The organism is Campylobacter coli LMG 9860 (assembly GCF_000254135.1).
GTDB classification, from domain to species: Bacteria; Campylobacterota; Campylobacteria; order Campylobacterales; family Campylobacteraceae; genus Campylobacter_D; species Campylobacter_D coli.
In genome coordinates this window covers 14,024-38,486 of record NZ_AINS01000047.1, presented here as the reverse complement: position 1 = coordinate 38,486, position 24,463 = coordinate 14,024, and the positions used below count along the sequence as shown (strand labels likewise).

Annotated in this window: 23 protein-coding genes; 19 read left to right on the top strand and 4 right to left on the bottom strand. The window is 31.0% G+C overall.

The features are described 5' to 3' along the window. The 3 genes from CCO88_RS07085 to waaC are packed head-to-tail and all read right to left on the bottom strand — an operon-like array spanning position 1 to position 3,453. Positions 1–1,548, bottom strand: a complete 1,548-nt coding sequence (locus tag CCO88_RS07085; protein ID WP_002839898.1) for a glycosyltransferase family 2 protein — start codon at positions 1,546–1,548, stop codon at positions 1–3. Continuing rightward, complete coding sequence (locus CCO88_RS07080; RefSeq protein WP_002839897.1) at positions 1,545–2,432, bottom strand: lipid A biosynthesis lauroyl acyltransferase; 888 nt, start codon at positions 2,430–2,432, stop codon at positions 1,545–1,547. The genes CCO88_RS07085 and CCO88_RS07080 overlap by 4 nt, the downstream gene beginning before the upstream one ends. Then, positions 2,425–3,453 carry a lipopolysaccharide heptosyltransferase I gene (gene waaC / locus CCO88_RS07075; RefSeq protein WP_002786299.1) on the bottom strand — a complete coding sequence of 343 codons (1,029 nt, stop codon included), beginning with the start codon at positions 3,451–3,453 and terminating at the stop codon, positions 2,425–2,427. Before waaC ends, CCO88_RS07080 begins: the two co-directional genes overlap by 8 nt. 64 nt (positions 3,454–3,517) lie before the next feature. Between waaC and CCO88_RS07070 the strand changes: the two genes are divergently transcribed. The 17 genes from CCO88_RS07070 (at position 3,518) to pssA (ending at position 22,439) form a co-directional block, all read left to right on the top strand. Then, positions 3,518–4,309, top strand: a complete 792-nt coding sequence (locus tag CCO88_RS07070) for a 3'-5' exonuclease (protein WP_025443299.1) — start codon at positions 3,518–3,520, stop codon at positions 4,307–4,309. Between the two features lie 56 nt (positions 4,310–4,365). Further along, complete coding sequence (gene galE / locus CCO88_RS07065) at positions 4,366–5,352, top strand: UDP-glucose 4-epimerase GalE (RefSeq protein WP_002786297.1); 987 nt, start codon at positions 4,366–4,368, stop codon at positions 5,350–5,352. After that, positions 5,346–7,046, top strand: a complete 1,701-nt coding sequence (gene pglK / locus CCO88_RS07060) for a BC-type lipopolysaccharide transporter PglK (protein WP_002777215.1) — start codon at positions 5,346–5,348, stop codon at positions 7,044–7,046. Before galE ends, pglK begins: the two co-directional genes overlap by 7 nt. Next, positions 7,043–8,119, top strand: a complete 1,077-nt coding sequence (gene pglH / locus CCO88_RS07055) for a GalNAc-alpha-(1->4)-GalNAc-alpha-(1->3)-diNAcBac-PP-undecaprenol alpha-1,4-N-acetyl-D-galactosaminyltransferase (RefSeq protein ID WP_002780642.1) — start codon at positions 7,043–7,045, stop codon at positions 8,117–8,119. The genes pglK and pglH overlap by 4 nt, the downstream gene beginning before the upstream one ends. Next, positions 8,112–9,041, top strand: a complete 930-nt coding sequence (gene pglI, locus CCO88_RS07050; protein WP_002780643.1) for a GalNAc(5)-diNAcBac-PP-undecaprenol beta-1,3-glucosyltransferase — start codon at positions 8,112–8,114, stop codon at positions 9,039–9,041. The genes pglH and pglI overlap by 8 nt, the downstream gene beginning before the upstream one ends. Further along, on the top strand, positions 9,029–10,126 hold the full coding sequence (gene pglJ / locus CCO88_RS07045; RefSeq protein WP_002780644.1) for an N-acetylgalactosamine-N,N'-diacetylbacillosaminyl-diphospho-undecaprenol 4-alpha-N-acetylgalactosaminyltransferase: 1,098 nt from the start codon (positions 9,029–9,031) through the stop codon (positions 10,124–10,126). Before pglI ends, pglJ begins: the two co-directional genes overlap by 13 nt. Positions 10,127–10,129: 3 nt before the next feature. Beyond that, on the top strand, positions 10,130–12,274 hold the full coding sequence (locus CCO88_RS07040) for an STT3 domain-containing protein (RefSeq protein WP_002839896.1): 2,145 nt from the start codon (positions 10,130–10,132) through the stop codon (positions 12,272–12,274). Positions 12,275–12,285: 11 nt separating this feature from the next. Next, complete coding sequence (pglA, locus tag CCO88_RS07035; RefSeq protein ID WP_002839895.1) at positions 12,286–13,416, top strand: N,N'-diacetylbacillosaminyl-diphospho-undecaprenol alpha-1,3-N-acetylgalactosaminyltransferase; 1,131 nt, start codon at positions 12,286–12,288, stop codon at positions 13,414–13,416. Then, positions 13,409–14,011 (top strand): undecaprenyl phosphate N,N'-diacetylbacillosamine 1-phosphate transferase, encoded by a 603-nt coding sequence (gene pglC / locus CCO88_RS07030; RefSeq protein ID WP_002777206.1) that lies wholly within the window; start codon positions 13,409–13,411, stop codon positions 14,009–14,011. Before pglA ends, pglC begins: the two co-directional genes overlap by 8 nt. Continuing rightward, positions 13,998–14,585 carry a UDP-N-acetylbacillosamine N-acetyltransferase gene (pglD, locus tag CCO88_RS07025; protein WP_002786288.1) on the top strand — a complete coding sequence of 196 codons (588 nt, stop codon included), beginning with the start codon at positions 13,998–14,000 and terminating at the stop codon, positions 14,583–14,585. Before pglC ends, pglD begins: the two co-directional genes overlap by 14 nt. 154 nt (positions 14,586–14,739) lie before the next feature. Then, on the top strand, positions 14,740–15,900 hold the full coding sequence (gene pglE, locus CCO88_RS07020) for a UDP-N-acetylbacillosamine transaminase (protein WP_002780652.1): 1,161 nt from the start codon (positions 14,740–14,742) through the stop codon (positions 15,898–15,900). 2 nt (positions 15,901–15,902) lie between these two features. After that, a complete protein-coding gene (gene pglF, locus CCO88_RS07015) occupies positions 15,903–17,675 on the top strand; it encodes a UDP-N-acetylglucosamine 4,6-dehydratase (configuration-retaining) (protein WP_002839893.1) in 1,773 nt (590 codons plus the stop codon). A 214-nt stretch (positions 17,676–17,889) separates the two neighbouring features. After that, a complete protein-coding gene (locus tag CCO88_RS07010; protein WP_002777196.1) occupies positions 17,890–18,282 on the top strand; it encodes a chemotaxis response regulator CheY in 393 nt (130 codons plus the stop codon). Between the two features lie 13 nt (positions 18,283–18,295). Then, positions 18,296–19,144 carry a 50S ribosomal protein L11 methyltransferase gene (locus tag CCO88_RS07005; protein WP_002777195.1) on the top strand — a complete coding sequence of 283 codons (849 nt, stop codon included), beginning with the start codon at positions 18,296–18,298 and terminating at the stop codon, positions 19,142–19,144. Beyond that, entirely contained in the window at positions 19,144–21,090 is a 1,947-nt protein-coding gene (ftsH, locus tag CCO88_RS07000; RefSeq protein ID WP_002812815.1) for an ATP-dependent zinc metalloprotease FtsH, read from the top strand. Before CCO88_RS07005 ends, ftsH begins: the two co-directional genes overlap by 1 nt. After that, positions 21,090–21,704: a phosphatidylserine decarboxylase gene (locus tag CCO88_RS06995; RefSeq protein ID WP_002780656.1), complete on the top strand. Its 615-nt coding sequence runs from the start codon at positions 21,090–21,092 to the stop codon at positions 21,702–21,704. The genes ftsH and CCO88_RS06995 overlap by 1 nt, the downstream gene beginning before the upstream one ends. Before the next feature lie 9 nt (positions 21,705–21,713). Beyond that, the gene (gene pssA / locus CCO88_RS06990; protein WP_002777189.1) at positions 21,714–22,439 is read left to right on the top strand and encodes a CDP-diacylglycerol--serine O-phosphatidyltransferase; all 726 of its coding nucleotides are present in this window, start codon (positions 21,714–21,716) and stop codon (positions 22,437–22,439) included. On the opposite strand, the gene CCO88_RS06985 is transcribed toward pssA, so the two are convergent. After that, positions 22,436–23,233, bottom strand: a complete 798-nt coding sequence (locus CCO88_RS06985) for a ferritin-like domain-containing protein (RefSeq protein ID WP_002783701.1) — start codon at positions 23,231–23,233, stop codon at positions 22,436–22,438. The two genes, pssA and CCO88_RS06985, sit on opposite strands and share 4 nt — an antisense overlap. A 163-nt stretch (positions 23,234–23,396) precedes the next feature. Here CCO88_RS06985 and CCO88_RS06980 point away from each other — a divergent pair, with 163 nt between their 5' ends. Both CCO88_RS06980 and CCO88_RS06975 read left to right on the top strand, forming a co-directional pair. Beyond that, entirely contained in the window at positions 23,397–23,753 is a 357-nt protein-coding gene (locus CCO88_RS06980; protein WP_002782179.1) for a methionine-R-sulfoxide reductase, read from the top strand. Between the two features lie 3 nt (positions 23,754–23,756). After that, positions 23,757–24,395, top strand: coding sequence for a MarC family protein (locus CCO88_RS06975; protein WP_002777185.1), 639 nt, complete (start codon positions 23,757–23,759; stop codon positions 24,393–24,395). Positions 24,396–24,463: the final 68 nt, after the last annotated feature.

Below are 24,463 nucleotides of genomic sequence, written 5' to 3'. Positions count from 1 at the left end.
TTATCTCCAAGTCGCTTTTTTATTTTTTATAGTATCTAGATAAATTTGATGATTGCTTTCTAGCATATTTTTGCTATTTTCTTCGTGATATATATGATAAGCTAAAGCATTAAACTTAAGGCGTCTAAATAAGCCATTATTAAATAAAAATCTAGCTACAAATTCACTATCTTCTCTACCCCAACCAACAAATTTTTCATTAAATCCTTCAATGGCTTCAAAATCACTTTTATAAAAGCTCATATTACATCCTCTTATGCCTTTAATAAGTTGTGTTTTTTTAAAAATTTTCTTATCAAGTTTTGAAAACTTATATGTATATTTGGCTAAAAAAATATTTCTTTGATTTTTAAAATCTTTTTTCTTAAATGCCAAATTAAAGTCATTTACATCTAAAAGCTCTTGAGTTTCTTTTTGGTTTAAAATTATTCTAGAACCTTGTAAAAATATCTTTTTTTGTGAAAAATTTAAATGATCGGCGATAAAATTTTTTTCCAAAATCATATCTCCATCAATGACGATGATATATTCACTTTTAGATGCTTGTATGGCTTTATTTCTAATTTGGCTTAATCTAAACCCATCATCTTCTTGCCAAATATGTTTTAAGACACAAGGAAAATTTTTTTGATATTCTTGTATAAGCTTTGCTGTATCTTCTTTGCTTCCATCATCTGCTATTAAAACCTCATTAGGCGAAGGATCTAAATTTTTTACACTACCGAGTACTAAAGCAAGGCGTTTGGGTTGATTATAAGTTGTGATGATTAGGGCGCAAGTTTTTGGTTTTTGTTTTTTTAGCTCATATAATTTCATATATTTAAAAAAAGCTCCTAAACCATTACATGTACTTATGATAAAACCTTTATATCCATAAAAAATTCCTTTTTTTAAGACATAATTTCTAAAAAAAGTCCAAAATCCACGCACTAAAGCCTTGCAAATTCCACTTTCTTTGTGTAAATTTTGTAAAGCCCAAAGTTTGGAGTATTTTTGAAGTTTGTCAAGCAAGTCATCAATACTTTCAAAAGCAAAATGCTTTAGTCCATTTTTAAGATAAACCTTTTGAGTATTTGTATGTAAGATCAAACTCTCATGGACTAAGTTTTCATTAAATTTTGTATGTTTTTTATTAAACACTCTTAAAACATGATCAGGCCACCAGCCACAAGCTTTTATCCACTCTTCTTTATAAAGGTTCTTGCGTGGTAGAGCTAGGATGTTTTGTTCTCTAAATTCAAGTTTTTTTAATTCTTCTTTGGCTTCGTTTTCTAAAATTTCATCCGCGTCTATATTTAAAATCCACTCATTTTTAGCATGACTTAAAGCAAGATTTTTAAGAGCTCCAAAGCCTATAAATTTGCTTTCGTAAATGTATAAATGCGCAAATTCTTTTTGAAATTCTTTAGCGATTTTTAAGGTATCGTCAGTGCTTTCATTGTTTAAAAGTATGATTTCTCCAAATTCTTTTAAAGAGTTTAAACATTCACACAGGGTATTTTGAGCATTTTTAACTATGATGATAACGCTTATTTTTTCAAGATTCATTTGATACCTTTGTAAAGTTTTTCATCATAACTTGCAAAGCGACGATGAAAGAAAAAATACTCATCAGGTTTAAATCGGATCATTTCTTCGCAAGTTTTTGCTTGATATTTTGTAAGTTCTTCTAGGCTAGAATTTAAAGGATCAAGGGTTTTGAAAAATTTAATATGAAATTTTTTATCCTCTCCTTGATAAATATAAGCAGGTATGATCAAAGCTCCTGTTTTTTTGGCTAAGATACTAGCTCCTGCTTGATAATTTACTCTTTTATCAAAAAAATCAAGCTTAATTCCTTCATTATCAGTGCAATTTTGATCTGTAAGTATACCAAGTGCGCGCTTGTTTTTAATAGCACTTAGCATTTTTCTAAGTCCACCTTTTTTATCGATAAGTTCTATGTCAAATTGAGTGCGATTTTTAGCTAAAAGTTCGGTCATTCTTTGACTTTTGAGTTGTTTACCCACTATGGAAATCGCTCCAAATTTAGCAGCATAAGCAAGACTTAAAAGCTCCCAATTTCCATAATGAGCAGTAGCGAAAATCACCCCTTTTTGCTCCTTTAAGGCTTGGGTTAAAATTTCTTCATTGTCAAAGACGACTTTAGCTAAAATTTTTTCTTTACTTGTGTTTTGGTTTTTAATGCAATCTAATCCAAATTTGGCAAAATTATTATAAATTTTAAAAGCAAGTTCTTTTCTTTCATTTTCATCTTTATAGGGAAAGCAAAGTTTTAAATTTATATCTATGATTTTTCTATGTTTTTTATCGAGTTTAAAAACGATCTTTGAAACACAAAAAGCAAGGAAATTTAAAATAAAATGAGGCATAGTATAGACTAAAAATTTAAGTATATAATAAGCACTAAGGTAAAGATAATCTTTATTCATCCCCCAAAAGCTCCTTGACAAGTTTTAAGATATCCTCTTCTTCGATAGTACTTATACAAAAGTCGCTTTTATCAAGATGTTTTGCATTTGTGATTTTTTTACCTGTATCGATAATTTTATTAATATTGGTTTTAAAAGCATTGCGGTAGCTTGGCGTTGCACCAAAGATGGTTATAGAAGGCCTATTTAAAGCAAAAGCTAGATGCGTTGGGCCGCTATCATTTCCTATGATTAAATCCATGGATTTTGTAAAAACTATCAATTCTTCAAGACTAAATTTAGGAGCTATTTCTATATTGTCTTGACTTATAGCGCCTAGCTCTATGACTTCTTTAGCAAATTCATATTCTTTAAGATTGCCCCAGCCTAAGAAAATTTTTATTTCAGGAAATTCTTTGATGATGAGTTTGCAAAGTAGTGCAAGCTTGGTTTTAGGATAGATTTTATTTTCTTCACTTGATCCCACATGGATGAGTATGTTTTTTTTATTTTTTGTAAGTTGCATTTTTTCGCTTAAGAGTTGTTTTAATTTTTCATCCACGCTAAAAACATCTTCTTTAAAAGCTAGATCTTTAGGATCAAAATACTTATTCAGCATGAAAGAAGTTAGACCCAGATATCTTACAAAAACATTTTCATTATAATCTATGTTTAATTTTTGGTTGTAAAAATTATGCGCAAAGCTTTCTTTAAGGCTGTTTTTATCAAAACCAAAATTATTTCTACTTAAAATTCTACTCACAATAGCCGATTTTACAAGCCCTTGAAGATCCATAACCGCATTATAATTATTTTTTCTAGCCTCTAAAAGTATTTTTAAACTTTGAATGATTTTTTTGTCCTTTAGAGGCAAAGCATAAAGTTTATCGATTAGGGGATGATTTTTGAGTATGCCTTCAAATTTTTCATCCACAAACCAATGAATTTCTATATCTTTTTTAAATTTTTTGATAAATTGTAAAACCACAGCACTTTGGATAATATCCCCAAGGGCTGATAAACGAATGATTGCTATTTTCATTAAAACCTAAAATTTTTAAATTTTTGCTATGATTTTAGCAAAATTATTTGAAAAAAGGTTAAAAATGATGAAAAATGAAGGTTATATTTGCATTTTTGATTGTGAAAGCATCCCAGATACGGATTTAATTCGCAAAACTTTGGCTTTTGAAGGAGAAGATTTAGAAGTAAGCTTAAAAGCGCTAGAGTGGCAAAAAGAGCAAAGCGGAAGTGAGTTTTTACCCTTGCCTTATCATAAGATCGTAAGCATTTGCGCAGTTATTAGCGATCATTATGGAAAATTTATAAAAGTAAATAAAATCGATGGAGAAAATGAAAAAGAAATGATCCATAATTTTTTTGCTTTCATTGAAAAATACGAGCCAAAATTAGTCAGTTTTAATGGTAAAAATTATGATATGCCTTTACTTGTTTTAAGGGCTTTAAAATACAATATCAAAGCGGCTAATTATCTTGATACACAAAGTGATAAGTGGAATAATTATAAAACTAGATTTTCAGAATTAAAACATTGTGATTTGTTTGAAAGTTTTGGTTCGACAAGGGGTTTAAAGCTTGATACGATTTGTGCTATGGCAGATTTACCAGGTAAATACGATGTGCATGGCGATGAGGTGATGAAGCTTTATTATGAAGATAAGATTGAAAAAATTCACGAGTATTGCGAAAGTGATGTTTTAAACACCTATATGCTTTTTTTAAAATACGAATTGATCAAGGGTAATGTAAGCGATGAGGATTATGCTTATTTTTTAAATTCTATGAGTGAATTTTTAAAAGCAAAAAAAGCAAATCGTGCCTATGTGGAAATTTTTTGTAAAGCTTGTGAAAATGAAATTTCTAAGATGAAAATTTAATCGTTAAAATAAATATATTAAAATTGATTTCTAATTTTAAATCATCGAGGTAAAAAATGAAAATTCTTATTAGTGGTGGTGCAGGTTACATCGGCTCTCATACTTTAAGGCAGTTTTTAAAAACAAATCATGAAATTTGCGTTTTAGATAATCTTTCTAAGGGTTCTAAAATCGCAATAGAAGATTTGCAAAATATAAGAGAATTTAAATTTTTTGAGCAAGATTTAAGTGATTTTGAAGGCGTAAAAGCACTTTTTGAAAGGGAAAAATTTGATGCAGTGGTGCATTTTGCAGCGAGTATTGAAGTGTTTGAAAGCATGCAAAATCCTTTAAAATACTATATGAATAACACGATTAATACAACCAATTTAATCCAAACTTGTATCCAAACAGGGGTGGGTAAATTTATCTTTTCTTCTACAGCAGCTACTTATGGCGAACCTACAACCCCTGTTGTAAGCGAGAATAGTCCTTTAGCACCTATCAATCCTTATGGACGCAGCAAGCTTATGAGTGAAGAGGTTTTGCGTGATGCAAATATGGCTCATCCTGAATTTAAATACTGTATTTTAAGATATTTTAATGTTGCAGGTGCTTGTATGGATTATAAATTAGGACAGCGCTATCCTAAAGCGACTTTGCTTATCAAAGTAGCAGCAGAATGCGCAGCAGGAAAACGCGATAAGCTTTTTATATTTGGTGATGATTATGATACAAAAGATGGCACTTGTATAAGAGATTTTATCCATGTAGATGATATTTCAAGTGCTCATTTGGCGGCATTGGATTATCTAGAAAATAATGAAAGCAATATTTTTAATGTGGGCTATGGTCATGGTTTTAGTGTAAAAGAGGTTATTGATGCGATGAAAAGAGTAAGTGGGGTGGATTTTAAAGTCGAGCTTGCCCCACGCCGTGCAGGTGATCCTTCAGTTTTGATTTCTGATGCAAGCAAGATTAGAAATCTTACTTCTTGGCAGCCTAAATTTGATGATTTGGATCTTATTTGCAAATCTGCATTTGATTGGGAAAAGCAGTGCTAAAAAAAATATTTTTTATTTTGAGTAAAGAGGATAAAAAATTTTTATTCTCTTTACTGCTTTTTTCGGTTTTTATTTCTTTTATAGAAAGTTTTGCTATTTCTTTAGTGATGCCTTTTATTACTTTGGCTAGTGATTTTTCTTATTTTGATAGAAATAAGTATTTAATCCAGCTTAAAGACTATCTTGCTTTACCTGTTTTTGAGATTATAGTTTATTTTGGTGTTGTGCTTATTGTCTTTTATGTTTTGCGCGCTTTGTTAAATAGTTATTATTTTCACCTCTTAGCCCGCTTTTCAAAGGGTAGGTATCATGCTATCGCTTATAAAGTTTTTGCAAAATTTTTAAATACAGATTATGAAAATTTTACTCAAAAAAATCAATCCGAAATTCTAAAGTCTATTACCGGAGAAGTTTACAATCTAAGCACTATGATTTCATCATTTTTGCTGATGATGAGTGAAATTTTTGTCGTGCTTTTACTTTACACTCTCATGCTTTTAGTAAATTATAAAATCACTTTATTTTTAAGTCTTTTTATGATTATAAATGCTTTTATCTTGATCAAAGTTCTTAGTCCTATCGTTAAAAAAGCAGGTCTTAAACGCGAAGAAGCGATGAAGAATTTTTTTGAAATTCTTAATATAAATTTAAATAATTTTAAATTAATAAAGCTCAAAACCAAAGAAGATGGCGTTTTAAATCTTTTTAAAACTCAAAGCGAGATTTTTGCTAAGGCAAATATCACCAATGAAAGCGTAAGTGCCATGCCAAGAATTTATCTTGAAGGGGTTGGCTTTTGTGTACTTGTTTTTATAGTGGTTTTTTTAGTATTTAAAAATCAAAGCGATATATCCGGAATTTTAGCGACTATTTCCATTTTTGTTTTAGCGCTTTATCGCTTGATGCCAAGTGCAAATCGTATCATTACAAGCTATCATGATTTACTTTATTATCGCTCTTCTTTAGATATTATTTATCAAATTTTAAAGCAAAAAGAAGAGAGTTTGGGTGAAGAAAAAATTGATTTTGATAAAGAATTAAGACTAGAAAATTTAAGTTTTGGATATAAAGACAAAAAGAATTTATTTACTTGTTTAAATTTAAGTATAAAAAAAGGCGAAAAGATCGCATTTATAGGAGAAAGTGGTTGTGGAAAAAGCACTTTAGTGGATATAATCATAGGACTTTTAAGTCCTAGAGAGGGTAGGGTGCTTGTAGATAAAAATGAATTAAATATGAAAAATGTTAAGAATTATCGCCAAAAAATAGGTTATATCCCGCAAAATATCTATCTTTTTAATGACAGCATTGCTAAAAATATCAGCTTTGGAGATGAAGTAGATGAAGAAAAACTTCAAAGGGTGATTAAGCAAGCTAATTTAGAACATTTTGTGAAAAATTTACCCCAAGGAGTGCAAACAAAAGTAGGCGATGGTGGGAGTAATTTAAGCGGTGGACAAAAGCAACGCATAGCCATCGCAAGAGCTTTGTACCTAGATCCTGAAATTCTAGTTCTTGATGAGGCTACTTCTGCGCTTGATACTGAAAGCGAAGCAAGGATTATGGATGAAATTTATAAGATTTCTAAAGACAAAACCATGATTATTATTGCGCACCGTCTTTCAACCATCACGCGTTGTGATAGCATCTATCGTTTAGAACATGGCAAACTTTTTAAGGAGGATAAAAAGTGAAAATAACTTTTATCATAGCCACTTTAAATTCAGGAGGTGCTGAGCGTGTTTTAGCGACTTTAGCAAATGCGCTTTGCACTCAGCATGAAGTAAGTATCATCAAATTTCATGTGGGCGATTCTTTTTATAAACTTGAAGAAAATATCAAACTTATAACTTTAGAGCAATTTAGATTTGACACTTTATATCATAAAATCGCAAGCCGTTTTAAAAAATATCTGGCATTAAGAAAAGCTTTAAAAGAAAATGAAAGCGATGTTTTTATCTCTTTTTTAGATACGACAAATATTGCTTGTATTTTTGCTAAGATAGGATTAAAAACCCCATTAATCATAAGTGAACATAGTAATGAAGCTTATTTAAAATCTAAAATTTGGCGTTTTTTAAGACGCTTGAGTTATCCTTTTTGCGATGCTTTGACCGTGCTTGGAAGTAGTGATAAAATTTATTATGAAAAATTTGTAAAAAGGGTAAAACTTTTGCCTAATCCTTGTCATTTTAGCACAGAAATTTCTTTAAATGAGCATTTTGAAAAAGAAAATTCGGTGCTTTTTATAGGTCGTTTAGATCAAAATAAAAACCCTCAAATGTTTTTAAAAGCCATAGCGCATTTAGATAAAAAATTGCAAGAGGATTATGAATTTGTTGTGGCTGGTGATGGGGAATTAAGACAAGAGCTTGAATATAAGGCAAAATCTTTAGGCATAAGAGTGAAGTTTTTAGGGCGTGTTGAAAATGTAAAAGCGCTCTATGAAAAGGCTAAAGTACTTTGTCTTTGTTCTTTTGTTGAGGGTTTGCCAACGGTTTTGATCGAGAGTTTGTATTTTGAAGTGTGTAGAATTTCAACTTCTTATTATAATGGAGCTAAGGACTTAATTAACGATAATAAGGATGGATTTTTAGTGGGTTGTGATGATGAAATAGCTTTGGCTAGAAAGCTTGAGCTTGTATTAAAAGATGAGCAACTAAGAAAAAATATCGTTATAAATGCTAAAAAAAGATGTGAAGATTTTGAAATTTCTCATATTAAAAAGCAATGGCTTGAGCTTATTGATGAGGTTAAAAATGCCTAAACTTTCTGTTATAGTTCCTACTTTTAATCGTTCTTCATTACTTCAAAAGGCAGTTCAGAGTATCTTAAATCAAGACTTTAAAGACTTAGAAATCATTATAAGCGATGATAATTCTAGTGATGATACTAAAAGCGTTGTAGAGAATTTGCAAAAAAGTGATAAACGCATTAAGTATTTTTTAAATCAAAACTACAAACAAGGCCCTAATGGCAATAAAAACAATGGCTTGGATAAAGCAAGTGGTGAATTTATAACCTTTTTAGATGATGATGATGAGCTTTTACCCTATGCTTTGGGTGTTTTAATGCAAAAAGTAGATGAGGGTTATTCTCATGTTTTTGGAAATTGCGTTATAGAAAAAGAAGGAATTTTAAGTGATGAGTTTAGCGGTAAAGGTTTGCAAAAAGAGGATGAAATTTCTAAGAAAGATTTTTTAATGCAGCGTTTTAGTGGGGAATTTTTTTCTGTTTTTAAGGCTTCTTTGCTTAAAAATAAGCGTTTTAACGAGGAATTTTATGGCAACGAAGCTACGCTTTGGGTGAATTTATACGAAGAAAAAAGTTTTTATATCCATAAAGCTTTTAGAATTTATCGTGTTTTTAGAAAAGATAGTGTCACGCTAGGAGCGAGTAAAAATGCTCATAGGGTGCATTTGGGGTATTTAGAGCTTGCGAAAATTTTAGAAAATGAGTTAAAAGCTTCTGGGGATGATGATTATAGAAAAACTTGTGCGAGTTATTATAAAATGGCAGCGTATTATGCAAAATTAAGTGCAAATTATAAAGCACTTTATCATTGTTTGTTTAAAAGTTTGAGCATTAAAATCAATGCTCCTGCTTTGATATTACTTACTTTAAGTATAATTCCAAGTAAAATGATTGAAAAACTATCAAAAATTCGGGTGGCTTTATGCAAAAATTAGCGATTTTTATTTATTCTTTAGGAAGTGGGGGTGCTGAAAGAGTAGTGGCAACTTTACTTCCGATTTTAAGTTTGAAATTTGAAGTGTATTTGATTTTAATGAATGATAAAATTTCTTATGAAATTTCTGAATGCAAAATCCATTTTTTAGAGCGTTCAAAACCTAGTGAAAATCCTATTTTAAAATTTTTAAAACTTCCTTTTTTAGCTTTAAAATATAAAAAACTTTGCCAAAAATTAAATATCGATACAGAATTTGTTTTTTTAAATAGGCCTAATTATATTGCATTGATGGCAAAAATATTTGGCAACAAAACTCGCCTTGTAATCAACGAATGTACCACTCCAAGCGTGATGTATGCTAAAAACAATTTCAATTCTTTAGCCAATAAACTTTTGATTACTTTGCTTTACCCAAGGGCTGATTTGATTTTGCCTAATTCTAAGGGAAATTTAGAAGATTTATTGTGTAATTTTAAAATTGACAAAGCAAAATGTGAAATTTTATACAATGCTATAGATTTGGAAAAAATAGAACAAAAAGCACTTGAAGATATAAGCTTAAAGGATAAATTTATTTTAAGCGTGGGAAGGCTTGATGAGGGTAAAAATCATGCCTTGCTTATCCGTGCTTATGCGAGATTAAAAACAGATTTAAAGCTTGTGATTTTAGGCGAGGGGGTGCTAAAAGATGAGCTTTTGGCTTTGATTAAAGACTTGAATTTAGAAGATAAAGTTTTGCTTTTGGGCTTTGATAATAATCCTTACAAATATATGTCTAAGTGTGAATTTTTTGCTTTTGCTTCTGTGTTTGAGGGTTTTTCAAATGTTTTAATCGAAAGTCTAGCTTGTGGCTGTGCGGTGGTTTGCACTGATCATAGAAGTGGTGCAAGAGAGCTTTTTGGAGATGATGAATTTGGACTTTTAGTAGAAGTAAATAATGAAAATTCTATGTTTATGGGCTTAAAAACAATGCTCGAGGATGAAAATTTAAGAAAAGCTTATAAGAAAAAGGCCAAGGATAGGGCTCTTGATTTTGATAAAGCAAAAATCGCACGCAATGCTTTAAAATATTTATTAGGATAAGATATGTTAAAAAAAGAATACTTTAAAAACCCAACTTTTATTTTATTGGCTTTTATAATTTTAGCGTATGTCTTTAGTGTTTTATGTAGGTTTTATTGGATTTTTTGGGCAAGTGAGTTTAATGAATATTTTTTCAATAACGAGCTTATGATTATCTCAAATGATGGATATGCTTTTGCAGAGGGTGCAAGAGATATGATAGCGGGTTTTCATCAACCTAATGATTTGAGTTATTATGGTTCTTCGCTTTCAACGCTCACATATTGGTTTTATAAAATAACTCCTTTTTCTTTAGAAAGCATTTTTATATATATCAGTACTTTTTTATCTTCTTTGGTGGTTATACCTTTGATTTTGATTGCTAATGAATACAAACGCCCTTTAATGGGGTTTGTTGCAGCATTGCTAGCCAGTATAGCTAATAGCTATTATAATCGCACGATGAGCGGATATTATGATACTGATATGCTTGTTATAGTTCTTGCAATGATGATAGTTTTCTTTATGATAAGGCTGATTTTGAAAAAAGATTTATTATCTTTAATAGCACTGCCTTTGTTTGTAGGAATTTATCTTTGGTGGTATCCATCAAGCTATACTTTAAATGTTGCTTTACTAGGACTTTTCTTTATTTATACCTTGGTTTTTCATATAAAAGAAAAAACACTTTATATGGCTATTATCCTAGCTTCTATCACACTTTCAAATATACCTTGGTTTTATCAAAGCGCCATCATTGTCATACTTTTTAGTCTTTTTGTTTTGCAAAATAAGCGTTTTAGCTTTGCTTTGCTTGGAATTTTAGGTTTGGCAACTTTGGTATTTTTGATACTAAGCGGTGGAATTGATCCTATACTCTATCAACTTAAATTTTATATTTTTAGAAGTGATGAGAGTGCAAATTTGGCTCAAGGTTTTATGTATTTTAATGTAAATCAAACCATACAAGAGGTAGAAAGTATAGATTTAAGTATTTTTATGCAAAGGATTAGCGGAAGCGAGCTTGTATTTTTTGTATCTTTAATCGGCTTTATTTTCCTTGTTAGAAAACATAAAAGTATGATTTTGGCTTTGCCGATGTTAGCTTTAGGATTTTTAGCACTTAAGAGTGGACTTCGTTTTACTATTTATGCAGTACCTGTTTTAGCACTTGGATTTGGTTTTTTAATGAGTCTTTTGCAAGAAAGAAAACAAAAAAACAATAATACCTATTGGTGGGCCAATATAGGCGTTTTTATTTTTACTTTTTTAAGTTTAATTCCTATGTTCTATCATATCAACAATTATAAAGCACCAACTGTTTTTTCTCAAAATGAGGCTACGAAATTAGATGAGCTTAAAAAAATTGCACAAAGAGAAGATTATGTAGTAGCTTGGTGGGATTATGGATATCCTATTAGGTATTACAGCGATGTTAAAACTTTGGCTGATGGGGGTAAGCATTTAGGCAAGGATAATTTTTTCCCATCTTTTGTTCTAAGTAAAGATCAAGTGGCTGCTGCAAATATGGCAAGACTTAGTGTAGAATACACAGAAAAAAGTTTTTACGCCCCTTTAAATGATATTTTAAAAAATGATCTTTTACAAGCCATGATGAAAGATTATAATCAAAATAATGTGGATTTGTTTTTAGCTTCGCTTTCCAAGCCTGATTTTAAAATCAATACGCCAAAAACACGCGATGTGTATATCTATATGCCAGCTAGAATGTCTTTGATTTTTTCAACTGTGGCTAGTTTTTCTTTTGTGGATTTGGAGACAGGTGAGATAAATAAACCTTTTACTTTTAGTGCAGCTTATCCACTTGATGTTAAAAATGGAGAAATTTATCTTAGCAATGGTATTGTATTAAGTGATGATTTTAGAAGTTTTAAAATAAATAATAGTACTATATCCGTAAATAGTATCATAGAGATTAATTCTATCAAACAAGGTGAATATAAAATCACTCCTATTGATGATATGGCTCAATTTTATATTTTTTATCTTAAAGATAGCACCATACCTTATGCTCAGTTTATTTTAATGGATAAAACTATGTTTAATAGTGCTTATGTGCAAATGTTTTTCCTTGGAAATTATGATAAAAATTTGTATGATTTAGTGATTAATGCTAGAGATGCAAAAGTTTTTAAACTCAAAATTTAAAGGTTTTTACAATGAGAGTAGGCTTTTTAACTCACGCAGGAGCAAGTATATATCATTTTAGATTGCCTATAATTAAAGCTTTTATTGCAAGAGGAGATGAGGTTTTTGTCATAGTGCCACAAGATGAATATACTGAAAAATTAAAGGCTTTAAATTTAAATATCGTTGTTTATGAGCTTTCAAGAGCGAGTTTAAATCCTTTAATTGTTTTTAAAAATTTTTTACATCTTAAAAATGTTTTAAAAAACTTAAATTTGGATCTTTTGCAAAGTGGAGCTCATAAGAGCAATACCTTTGGTTTAATAGCTGCAAAATATGCCAAAATTCCTTATAAAATCGGTCTTGTTGAGGGACTTGGATCTTTTTATATAGACAAGGGTTTTAAAGCAAATTTAGTGCGTTTTGTTATCAATACTCTTTATAAACTTAGTTTTAAAATCGCTGATTCTTTCATCTTTGTAAATCAAGCTAATGCGGATTTTATGCGAAATTTAGGACTTAAGGAAAATAAAATTTGCGTGATTAAATCCGTGGGTATCAATCTTAAAAAATTCTTTCCTATGAGAGTGGAGCAAGAAGCTAAAAAAGCTTTTTGGCAAAATTTAAAAATTGATGAAAAGCCTATTGTTTTGATGATAGCTAGGGCTTTGTGGCATAAAGGTGTAAAAGAATTTTATGAAAGTGCAGAGTATTTAAAAGATAGGGTAAATTTTGTTTTAGTGGGCGGAAGAGATGATAATCCTTCTTGTGCGAGTTTGGAATTTTTAAATTCAGGCAAGGTTTTTTATTTGGGTGCTAGAAGTGATATAGTAGAACTTTTGCAAAATTGCGATATCTTTGTTTTGCCAAGCTATAAAGAAGGATTTCCAGTAAGTGTTTTAGAGGCGAAAGCTTGTGGCAAAGTTATTGTAGTAAGTGATTGTGAGGGTTGTGTTGAGGCAATTTCAAATGCTTATGATGGGCTTTGGGCTAAGACCAAAGATAGTAAAGATTTAATAGAAAAAATACAAGTTTTATTAGAAGATGAAAGTTTAAGAATCAATCTAGGTAAAAATGCAGCTAAGGATGCTTTACAATACGATGAAAATGTTATCGCGCAGCGTTATTTAGAACTTTATGATAGGGTGATTAAAAATGTATGAGAAATGGATAAAAAGAATTTTTGATTTTGTTTTGGCTTTGTTTCTTTTGGTGCTTTTTTCGCCTCTTATTTTAATCACTGCTTTGCTTTTAAAAATAACTCAAGGTAGTGTGATTTTTACTCAAAATCGTCCAGGTTTAAATGAAAAAATTTTTAAAATTTATAAATTTAAAACCATGAGTGATGAAAGAGATGAAAAGGGTGAGCTCTTAAGTGATGAGTTGCGTTTGAAGGCTTTTGGGAAGATTGTTAGAAGTTTAAGCTTAGATGAGCTTTTACAGCTTTTTAATGTATTAAAGGGTGATATGAGTTTTGTGGGTCCAAGACCTCTTTTAGTAGAATACTTACCCCTTTACAATGAAGAGCAAAAACTCCGCCATAAAGTGCGTCCTGGTATCACAGGATGGGCACAGGTAAATGGTAGAAATGCGATTTCTTGGCAAAAAAAATTTGAACTTGATGTGTATTATGTAAAAAATATTTCTTTTCTACTAGATTTAAAAATCATGTTCTTAACAGCCTTAAAGGTTTTAAAAAGAAGCGGAGTAAGCAAAGAAGGTCATGTTACAACGGAGAAATTTAATGGCAAGAACTGAAAAAATTTACATTTATGGTGCGAGCGGACATGGGCTTGTTTGTGCTGATGTCGCTACGAATTTGGGCTATAAAGAATGTATTTTTTTAGATGATTTTAAGGGTAAAAAATTTGAAAGCTCTTTGCCAAAATATGATATTTTCATAGCTATTGGAAATAATGAAATAAGAAAAAAGCTTTTTAACCAAATTTCAGACAGTGGCTTTAAGATCGTAAATCTTATCCACAAAAGTGCGATTATTAGCCAAAGTGCGGATATAACAGAAGATGCTGGAATTTTAATAATGCCTTATGTGGTAGTAAATGCAAAAGCAAAAATCAAAAAAGGCGTGATTTTAAATACTTCAAGCGTGATAGAGCATGAATGTGAGGTGGGTGAGTTTTCCCATATAAGCGTTGGGGCTAAGTGTGCAGGAAATGTCAAAATTGGCAAAAATTGTTTTTTAGGGATTAATTCTTGTGTTTTGCCAAATTTAAGTTTGGCAGATGATAGCATTTTAGGGGGTGGGGCGACTTTAGTGAAAAGTCAAAGCGAAAAGGGTGTTTTTGTGGGAGTGCCTGCAAAAAGAATGTAGATATTTTAATCCTTAAAAAATTACTTTTAATCTTAAGATATAATAAAAATAAGCTTTGATTGCAAAAGAATTTTTAATGTTTGATACTTAGTAAATTATTTTAGATAAAATACATCATCTTAGTAAAATCACTGTTTATAATAAAGGATAAAAAATGAGGTTTTTTCTTTCTCCTCCGCACATGGGTGGCAATGAGTTAAAATATATAGAAGAAGTATTTAAAAGCAATTATATAGCTCCTTTGGGCGAATTTGTAAATCGTTTTGAAGAAAGTGTTAAAGATTACGCTCAATGCGAAAATGCTTTGGCGCTAAATTCAGCTACGGCCGCTTTGCACTTGGCTTTAAGAGTAGCAGGAGTGGAGCAAGATGATATTGTTTTAGCTTCATCTTTTACTTTTATTGCTTCAGTGGCTCCTATTTGCTATCTTAAGGCAAAACCTGTTTTTATTGATTGTGATGAGACTTTTAATATAGATATTGATCTATTAAAGCTTGCTATTAAAGAGAGCGAAAAAAAACCAAAAGCCTTAATTTTAACTCATCTTTATGGCAATGCGGCCAAAATGGATGAGATCGTCCAAATTTGCGAAAAAGAAAATATTATTTTAATCGAAGATGCCGCCGAGGCTTTGGGAAGTTTTTACAAGGGTAGGGCTTTAGGAACTTTTGGAGAATTTGGAGCTTATTCTTATAATGGAAATAAAATCATCACCACTTCAGGCGGTGGTATGCTTATAGGTAAAGATAAGCAAAAAATCGAAAGAGCGAGATTTTACAGCACTCAGGCAAGGGAAAATTGTTTGCATTATGAACATTTAGATTATGGTTATAATTACCGCTTGAGTAATGTTTTAGGCGCTATTGGCGTGGCGCAAATGGAAGTTTTAGAACAAAGAGTGCTAAAAAAAAGAGAAATTTATGAGTGGTATAAAGAATTTTTAGGTGATAGTTTTGTCTTTTTAGATGAGCTTGAAAATTCAAGAAGCAATCGCTGGTTAAGCACGGCTTTGATTGATTTTGATAAAAACGAAATGAATGCTTATCAAAAATGTATAGAAATTTCGCAAAAAGACTTGATTTTGCATCCAAAAATTTCAAAACTTATAACAGATTTGCAAAAAGAGCAAATTGAAACACGCCCACTTTGGAAAGCTATGCATACTCAAGAGGTTTTCAAAGGTGCCAAGGCTTATGTAAATGGCAATAGTGAGTTCTTCTTTAAAAAAGGGATATGCTTGCCAAGTGGCACAGCGATGAGTAAAGACAATGTGCGTGAAATTTCAGAACTTATTATCAAGAGCGTAAAGGCTTGATGATGGATTTTTATAAAAGCAAAAGGCTGATTTTTTTCTTATGTTTTGATGCATTTTTGTTTATACTCTCTATATTTTTAGCTTTTTCTTTGCGTTTTAGCGGGGAAATTCCTAGTATTTTTTATGAGGGTATGATTAAAGCGGGACTTATTTTACTGGTTTTAAAAATAGCTTTTTTATTTATTTTTAGAATTTATAAGGTGGCATGGCGGTTTTTTTCCTTAAGTGAAGCAAGAAAGATATTTTTTGCTTTGGTTTTGGCTGAAATTTGTTTTTTGTTGATCTTTTATTTTTACGATGATTTTTTCAATCCTTTCCCGCGTTCGGTTATAGGTATTGATCTTATTCTTTCTTATATGTTTGTAGGCACTTTAAGAATTTCTAAAAGAATGCTTATAGACTTTAAGCCTTCCCGCGCAAAAGAAGAAGAAACTCCTTGTATAGTGGTGGGTGCTACTTCAAAGGCTTTGCATTTGCTAAAGGGAGCAAAGGAAGGCTCTTTGGGTCTTTTTCCTGTGGGTGTTGTAGATGCTAGAAGAGAGCTTATAGGAACATATTGCGATAAATTTATCGTTGAAGATAAAAGTAAAATTAAAGATTATGTCAATGAAGGTGTTAAAACTGCTATTATAGCTTTAAAACTAGATCAAGCTGAGCTTAAAGCTTTGTTTGAAGAGCTTATTGCTTATGGAATCAGTGATGTTAAGATTTTTTCTTTTACAAGAAATGAAGCAAGAGATATCAGCATAGAAGATTTGCTTGCTAGAAAACCTAAAGATTTAGATGATAGTGCTGTGGCTTCATTTTTAAAAGATAAAGTAGTTTTGGTAAGTGGCGCAGGCGGAACTATAGGAAGTGAGCTTTGTAAGCAGTGTATTAAATTTGGTGCAAAACATCTTATAATGCTTGATCATAGCGAATTTAATCTTTATAAGATTAATGAAGATTTAAGCTTATATAAAGAAAAAATTACCCCTGTTTTGCTTAGTATTTTAGACGAGCAAAGTTTAGATGAGATTATTAAGGAGTATAAGCCTGAATTGATCTTGCATGCAGCTGCTTATAAGCATGTGCCTCTTTGTGAGCAAAATCCGCATTCTGCTGTGCTTAATAATATCGTAGGTACTAAAACTCTATGCGATGTAGCTAAAAAAAATAAAGTAAAAAAATTTGTTATGATAAGTACAGATAAGGCGGTACGTCCAACAAATATCATGGGATGCACTAAAAGAGTATGTGAGCTTTATACCTTAAATTCGAGTGATGAAAATTTTGAAGTTTCTTGTGTGCGCTTTGGAAATGTTTTAGGATCAAGTGGAAGTGTGATACCTAAATTTAAAGCTCAAATTGCAAATAATGAGCCATTAACCTTAACTCACCCTGATATAGTGCGTTATTTTATGCTAGTAAGTGAAGCAGTGCAGCTTGTTTTGCAAGCTGGAGCTATCGCAAAAGGGGGTGAGCTTTTTGTGCTGGATATGGGCGAGCCGGTTAAGATTATGGACTTGGCTAAAAAAATGCTTATTCTATCCAACCGAGAAGACTTAGAGATAAAAATCACAGGTTTAAGACGTGGAGAAAAGCTTTTTGAAGAATTGCTAATCGATGAGAATGATGCAAAGACAGAATATGAGAGTATTTTTGTTACTAAAAATGAAAAGATGGATATTCAAATTTTAAATGATTATATTAAAAAATTGCAAGATTGCCAAAATATAGCTGAAATTTTAAAAGAAATAGTTCCTGAATTTAATCATAATAAAGATGGTAATTAATATTATTTTAATATATTAAAGTTTGATTTTACTGAAATTCTTTATGAAATTTTGGATTAAAAAATTAAAAAACAATCATTTTTATAAAAAAAATTAAAGAAAAATATAGTAAAAAATGCTATAATTCACTTTTAAAATTTTTTAGAAACTTGATTAATAAGGCTAAAAAGGATACAATATATAAAATTTATGAAAATTTTGAAAGGACGAAATTGTGAAATTGTTAGTTGTTGATGACAGTTCTACTATGAGAAGGATTATAAAAAATACCCTAACAAGACTCGGACATAATGATGTTCTTGAAGCTGAACATGGAGTTGAAGCTTGGGATTTACTTGAAAAAAACGAAGATATTAAAATTCTAATTACTGATTGGAATATGCCTGAGATGAATGGCTTAGAGCTTGTTAAAAAAGTAAGAGCAGAAAAAAAATATGAAGATATGCCTATTATTATGGTTACTACCGAAGGGGGCAAGGCTGAGGTGATTACTGCCTTAAAAGCAGGGGTAAACAATTATATAGTTAAGCCTTTTACTCCACAAGTATTAAAAGAAAAACTTGAAGATGTTTTAGGTACCGGCAACGGAGACTCTGAAGCTGAGTAATTTTTAATAATTAATGCAAAAATTTTATTATGAACTGTTTCTTGAAATTCAAGAGCAGTATAAAAATTTATTTCTTGATTTTGTTTTCGATTTGGGTGTAGACGCTATAGAAGAAAAAGATAATGGTATTTATATACGCTCGGAAGAAAATTTAGAAGAGCTTGCTTGGGCAATTGAAATTTTTGCCCAAAAATTAAGTCAAAGATTCAATTTAAAAGAAAATATTATACTTCATAAAAGCATTGAAAAAAAAGAAAATAAAGACTGGGTGGAAGAATATAAAAAAGGAATAAAGCCCATTTTAATTGATAATATTTATATTCATACTACTTGGCAAGAAGAAAAAGAAAATTATCTCAATATTAAAATCAATCCTGCTTTAGCTTTTGGTTCTGGGCATCATGAAAGCACTTATGGCTGTGTAAAATTTCTACAAAAATTTGCTAAAAATAATTCAAGATCTTTAGATATAGGCTGTGGAAGCGGTATCTTAGCCATTGTTATGGCAAAATTAGGATGCAAAGTTGAAATTTGCGATACTGATGATTTGGCTATTGAAAGTGCCTTAGACAATGCAAAGTTAAATAATGTAAATTTCGCACAAGCTTGGCATGGTTCTGTAGATAAGGCAGAGGGATTATATGATTTGGTGGTTGCAAATATAATTGCTGATGTGATTTTGATTTTAGAAAAAGATATTAAAAAGCATTTAGAAGATAATGCTATACTTATCTTATCTGGAATTTTGGATAAGTATAAAACAAGAGTAAAAGAAAAATTTCAGGATTTAGAGCTTATTGATGAAATGCAAATCAATGAATGGTGCTCTTTGGTATATAAAAATAAAACAAAGGAAAAATGATGAATAATAACAACAATGCTCCTAACAATAAGGGTAATCCGCAGGGCAATAACTTTTTCAACAAGAATCCAATTTTTATTTTTGCGATTTTTGCTATTGTTATGATAATTGTCTTTAAGGGATTTTTTGATGGCAATGGATCTTTAGGTGGTGCTTTAAATGGAACTGAGGTTAGCAAAAATGTACCTTATTCTGAACTCAAAAAACTTATTGAAAGTGGACAGATCAATCAAGTAAGTATAGGACAAACTACTATAAAAGCAGTTTCTAGTGCTCAAAATACAGTCTATACTACTAAAAAAGTTAATGATCCTGAATTTGTAAACTTGCTTGATAGTAAGAATATTGCTTATGGAGCTTATTCTGAAACAAATTGGTTTACAGATATTTTATTTTCTTGGGTTTTGCCTATATTTATTTTCTTTGGAATTTGGATGTTTTTGGCAAGTCGTATGCAAAAAAACATGGGAAGTTCTATACTTGGTATAGGCAGCTCTAAAAAACTTGTAAATTCAGAAAAACCAAAAGTTAAATTTAACGATGTTGCGGGCGTAGAAGAGGCAAAAGAAGAAGTTAAGGAAATAGTAGATTTTTTAAAATATCCAGAAAGATACATTAAGCTTGGTGCAAAAATTCCAAAAGGTTTATTGCTTGTAGGACCTCCGGGCACAGGAAAAACATTATTAGCAAAAGCAGTAGCGGGTGAAGCTGATGTGCCATTTTTTAGCGTTTCGGGTTCATCTTTTATAGAAATGTTTGTGGGTGTGGGTGCTTCTCGTGTGAGGGATTTATTTGAAAATGCAAAAAAAGAAGCTCCGGCTATTATATTTATCGATGAAATTGATGCCATAGGTAAAAGTCGTGCCGCAAGCGGTATGATGGGTGGCAATGATGAAAGAGAACAAACTTTAAATCAGCTTTTAGCTGAAATGGATGGTTTTGGGACTGAAAGTTCTCCAGTAATTGTTTTAGCAGCTACTAATAGACCTGAAGTTTTGGATGCGGCCCTTTTAAGACCAGGAAGATTTGATCGTCAAGTTTTGGTTGATAAGCCTGATTTTAAAGGTAGATGTGATATTTTAAAAGTGCATATGAAAGATGTGAAAATTTCTCCAAAGGTTAAAGTAGAAGATATAGCGCGTTTAACCGCAGGGCTTGCGGGAGCTGATCTTGCAAATATTATCAATGAAGCAGCGCTTTTAGCAGGTAGGGATTCGAAAAAATATGTAGAACAAAATGATCTTGTAGAAGCTGTTGAAAGAGCTATAGCTGGCCTTGAAAAGAAATCACGTCGCATTAACGACAAAGAGAAGAAAATCATTACTTATCACGAATGTGGACATGCTTTAATTGCTGAAACTACAAAGGGTGCAAAACGCGTTAGTAAGGTTTCTGTGATTCCTAGAGGGCTTGCTGCACTTGGTTATACACTCAATACGCCTGAAGAAAATAAATTTTTAATGCAAAAGCATGAGCTTATTGCCGAAGTTGATGTGCTTTTGGGCGGGCGTGCTGCAGAAGAGGTATTTATAGGCGAAATTTCTACCGGTGCAAGCAATGACCTTGAAAGAGCAACAGATATTATCAAGGCTATGATTTCAATGTATGGTATGAGTGAAATTGCAGGCTTGATGGTGCTTGAAAAGCAAAGAAATACTTTTTTAACAGGTGGCCAAACTATAAAAGATTATTCTGAAAAAATGGCTGAATCTTTAGATGATTATGTTAAAAAGACTTTGGATGAGCGTTATAAAGATGTTAAAGACACTTTAAATACTTATAAGGGTGCGATTGAAACCATGGTTGCAGCACTTTATGAAGAAGAAACCATAGAAGGTGCTAAGGTAAGAGATATTATCAAAAGTTATGAAAATGAAAACAATCTTCCTACGCGTTTGCAGGAAATAAACGAAGAACATAAAGAAGAAAGCAAACAAGCAGAGTAATGGGAAAATATATTGCTAAAGAAGGACATTGGTTTATAGCTATAGTTTTTATCTTATTTGTTATTTGTTGGATATTTTATAGCTTTTCTGTCCTTCTTTTTTTATTTTTATTGGTACTTTTGTTTATTTTTAGAATCCCAAATCGTGTAAGGGTATGCAATGATAGTAAGGCTATATTATCACCTATTGATGGCAGGATAACTAGAATAGAAAATACATTTGATAAATATTTAGGTGAAAGTGTTGAAATAAGCATTAAAAATGCTTTTTATGATGCTGGAGCTTTTTACACTCCTTTTAAAATGGATATTAATGATATTGCGCTAAAGCATGGACTTTTTTTATGCAGCGAATTAAAAAGCGCTAGAATAATGAATGAAAATGTAAGTATTTTTGCTTCAAGTAACGGATCTAATGTTGTTTTACGGATATATGCAGGCTCTTTTGATAGAAAATTGAAGCTTGATAATTTATCTCATAGCTTGACAGTTGGAGATAAAATGGGTTTTTTAATTAATGGAACCATAAGTATTTTATTGCCAAGAGATACACGAATTCATGTAGGACTTGGAGACGAGTTAAAATCAGGTTCTTTATTAGGCTACTTAGCTTAAGGATAAAAAATGAACAATAATAAATCACAATTTATTTATATTTTACCCAATCTTTTTACAGCAGCTTCAGCGTTTTTGGGTGTAATTTCTATAATCGCCTCTATACAAGGCAATTATTATATGGCTTTATTGTATATTATTTTTTCTTTAATATGTGATGGTCTTGATGGTCGTGTTGCAAGGCTTACAAAGACTACTTCTAAATTTGGCATTGAATTTGACTCTTTGGCCGATCTGATAGCCTTTGGCGCCGCACCGGCCATATTTTTTTATATGGTTATTGGCTCTGAATTTGGAAGATATGGCTCTTTAATAACTGCTTTTTTTGTTGTTTTTGGAGCAATACGCCTAGCAAGATTTAATGTCACTACAGGAACTTATGAACCATCTGTTTTTATAGGACTTCCTATACCTACTGCTGCTGTAGTAAGTGCTATTTGGACTTATAGTTATTATTATTATGATTTTTTAAGAGCATATGGAATCATTTTTTTAATCTTGCAAGCGATTTTAGGCTTGCTAATGGTTAGCAATATACGCTATCCAAGTTTTAAAAAGCTAGATTTTAATAGATCAAGTGTTTTAAAGGTTTTGATTATCTTAATTATTGTTTTTTCTTTTTTATATCTTTATCCACTTGAAAGTTTAGTAATCTTAGCAAGTTTGTATGTGATTTATGGGATAATAAGAGCGATTTATACCCTTATTTTTTCTAAATTTAAGATGAAAGCTTAAGCATAGAATTGAGCTATAGCCTCACATTCTGCTTTGCTAAATCCAGCCTTTATTCTTGCTTCGATATTAAGTTTTTTACCTGCTAGGGAAAATTGATTAAACATTTTACAAAGTTCTATAAAATCATAATTGTTTTGATTGGAAAATTTCCACCAGTTATCACCCTTGCTTACATGTTTTATTTCATCATTTAAGATAATATGCAAAACATCTTTTAAAAGACTTTTTATGGGATGGTTTGAGCTTTCAAGTTTTGCTACTACAAAAGGATTTGCATCAAGCCCCTTGGCTTCTAACCCTCGGTGAACCACTCCCATTCTTAAACTCAAACAATCTTTTGTGGCTTCAAGCGCGGCTTCTAAGTTATCATGAATAGCAAAATCCCCATATTTATAACCTAGTTCATCTAATGCTGCATTTAAAAGCTTGAAATGTTTGATTTCTTCATCGGCAACTTCTAGCCAATCGATATAAAATTGTTGAGGCAGATTTTTAAAACGATAACTTGCATCTAAGGCTAAATTGATAGCACTAAATTCTATATGCGCAATGGAATGAACAATCTTTGCTAAAGAATGGGTAGAATTTACAAATTTAGGGCGTCTAATGCGAGTAGGGTGCAATAATTTTAAAGCAGGGTTAATATTTGTCTTAAAAATACTTCCTTGCTCGTGATTAAAAATGAATTTTTGGCTTTTAAAATCATCATAAAATATAGCAAAATTTTCAAATTTGTTATCAAGATTTTGCTCATAGAGTATTTTTTCAAGTTCATTAAAAAATTCTTTTTGCATTTTAAGTCTTTCTAAAATATTTTTTTGATTTTAATATATAAAACTAAATTTTTACTATAAAAAATTCAAACTAAAGCTTTTTTGGAAAATACATTTTGATAAAAAATAAAATTTGCTATAATTCTTAAGTAGTAATTTAGAACAATTTCATCAAGGATAAACTATGAAAAAATTAAACGAAGAAGAAGCTAGGGTTATTTTAAACAAGGGCACTGAAGCTCCTTTTAGTGGTAAATATAATAATTTTTACGAAAAAGGGATCTATCTTTGCAAGCAATGCGGGTCTAAGCTTTATAGATCTGAAGATAAATTCAAGTCAGGTTGTGGATGGCCAAGCTTTGATGATGAAATCAAAGGGGCTATTAAAAGACTTCCTGATAAAGATGGCATTCGCACGGAAATTGTATGTGCAAATTGCAATGGCCATTTAGGCCATGTATTTGAGGGAGAGGGTTTTTCTGCTAAAAATATTAGACATTGTGTTAATTCCATCTCTTTAGAATTTGTAAAAGGCGAATAATAAATGTTTTCAAATGTAGGCTCTGAGCTTTATTTAATGTTTTTTGCGGGCATAACATTATTGGCTGTGTTAAATCCTTTTGGTAATTTAACGCAATTTTTAGCCATGAGCGATGGCCTACCTTTAGCCCTTAGAAAAAAACTTTTTAGAACTATACTTTATACAGCATTGGCTATTGTGCTTGCTTTTTTATTTTCAGGACCTTTGTTTATGAATTATATTTTTAGGGTTTCTTTAGATGATTTGAGAGTTTCTGGGGGTTTGGTTTTAATTATAATGGCTATTAAAAATTTATTATTTTCAACCAAGCTTGCAACTCAAAGTTTTGATTCTTATCAAGAAGCAAATGAGAAAGAAATTTTACGCCAAAGTTTAATACCTATGGCTTTTCCAATGCTTGTAGGTCCTGGAACCTTAGCTAGTGTGATAGTGATTTCAGAGGATGGTGGATTGGATATAGCTTTTGGAGGTGTGATAATAGCTTTTATTTTTATGTTTGCACTTTTTCATTTTGCTGCTACGATTGAAAAAATTGTTGGAAAGCTTATTTTACATGTCTTTTCGCGTATCGCTCAGGTTTTTATTGTGGCGATGGGGTGTAAGATGATTATAATAGGTATCAAAAATATATTTAACATTTGATTAGACAATAAAAAGTTGATATGAATGCAAATCACAAGCTAATGATAATCAAAAATTAAAAAATAAGT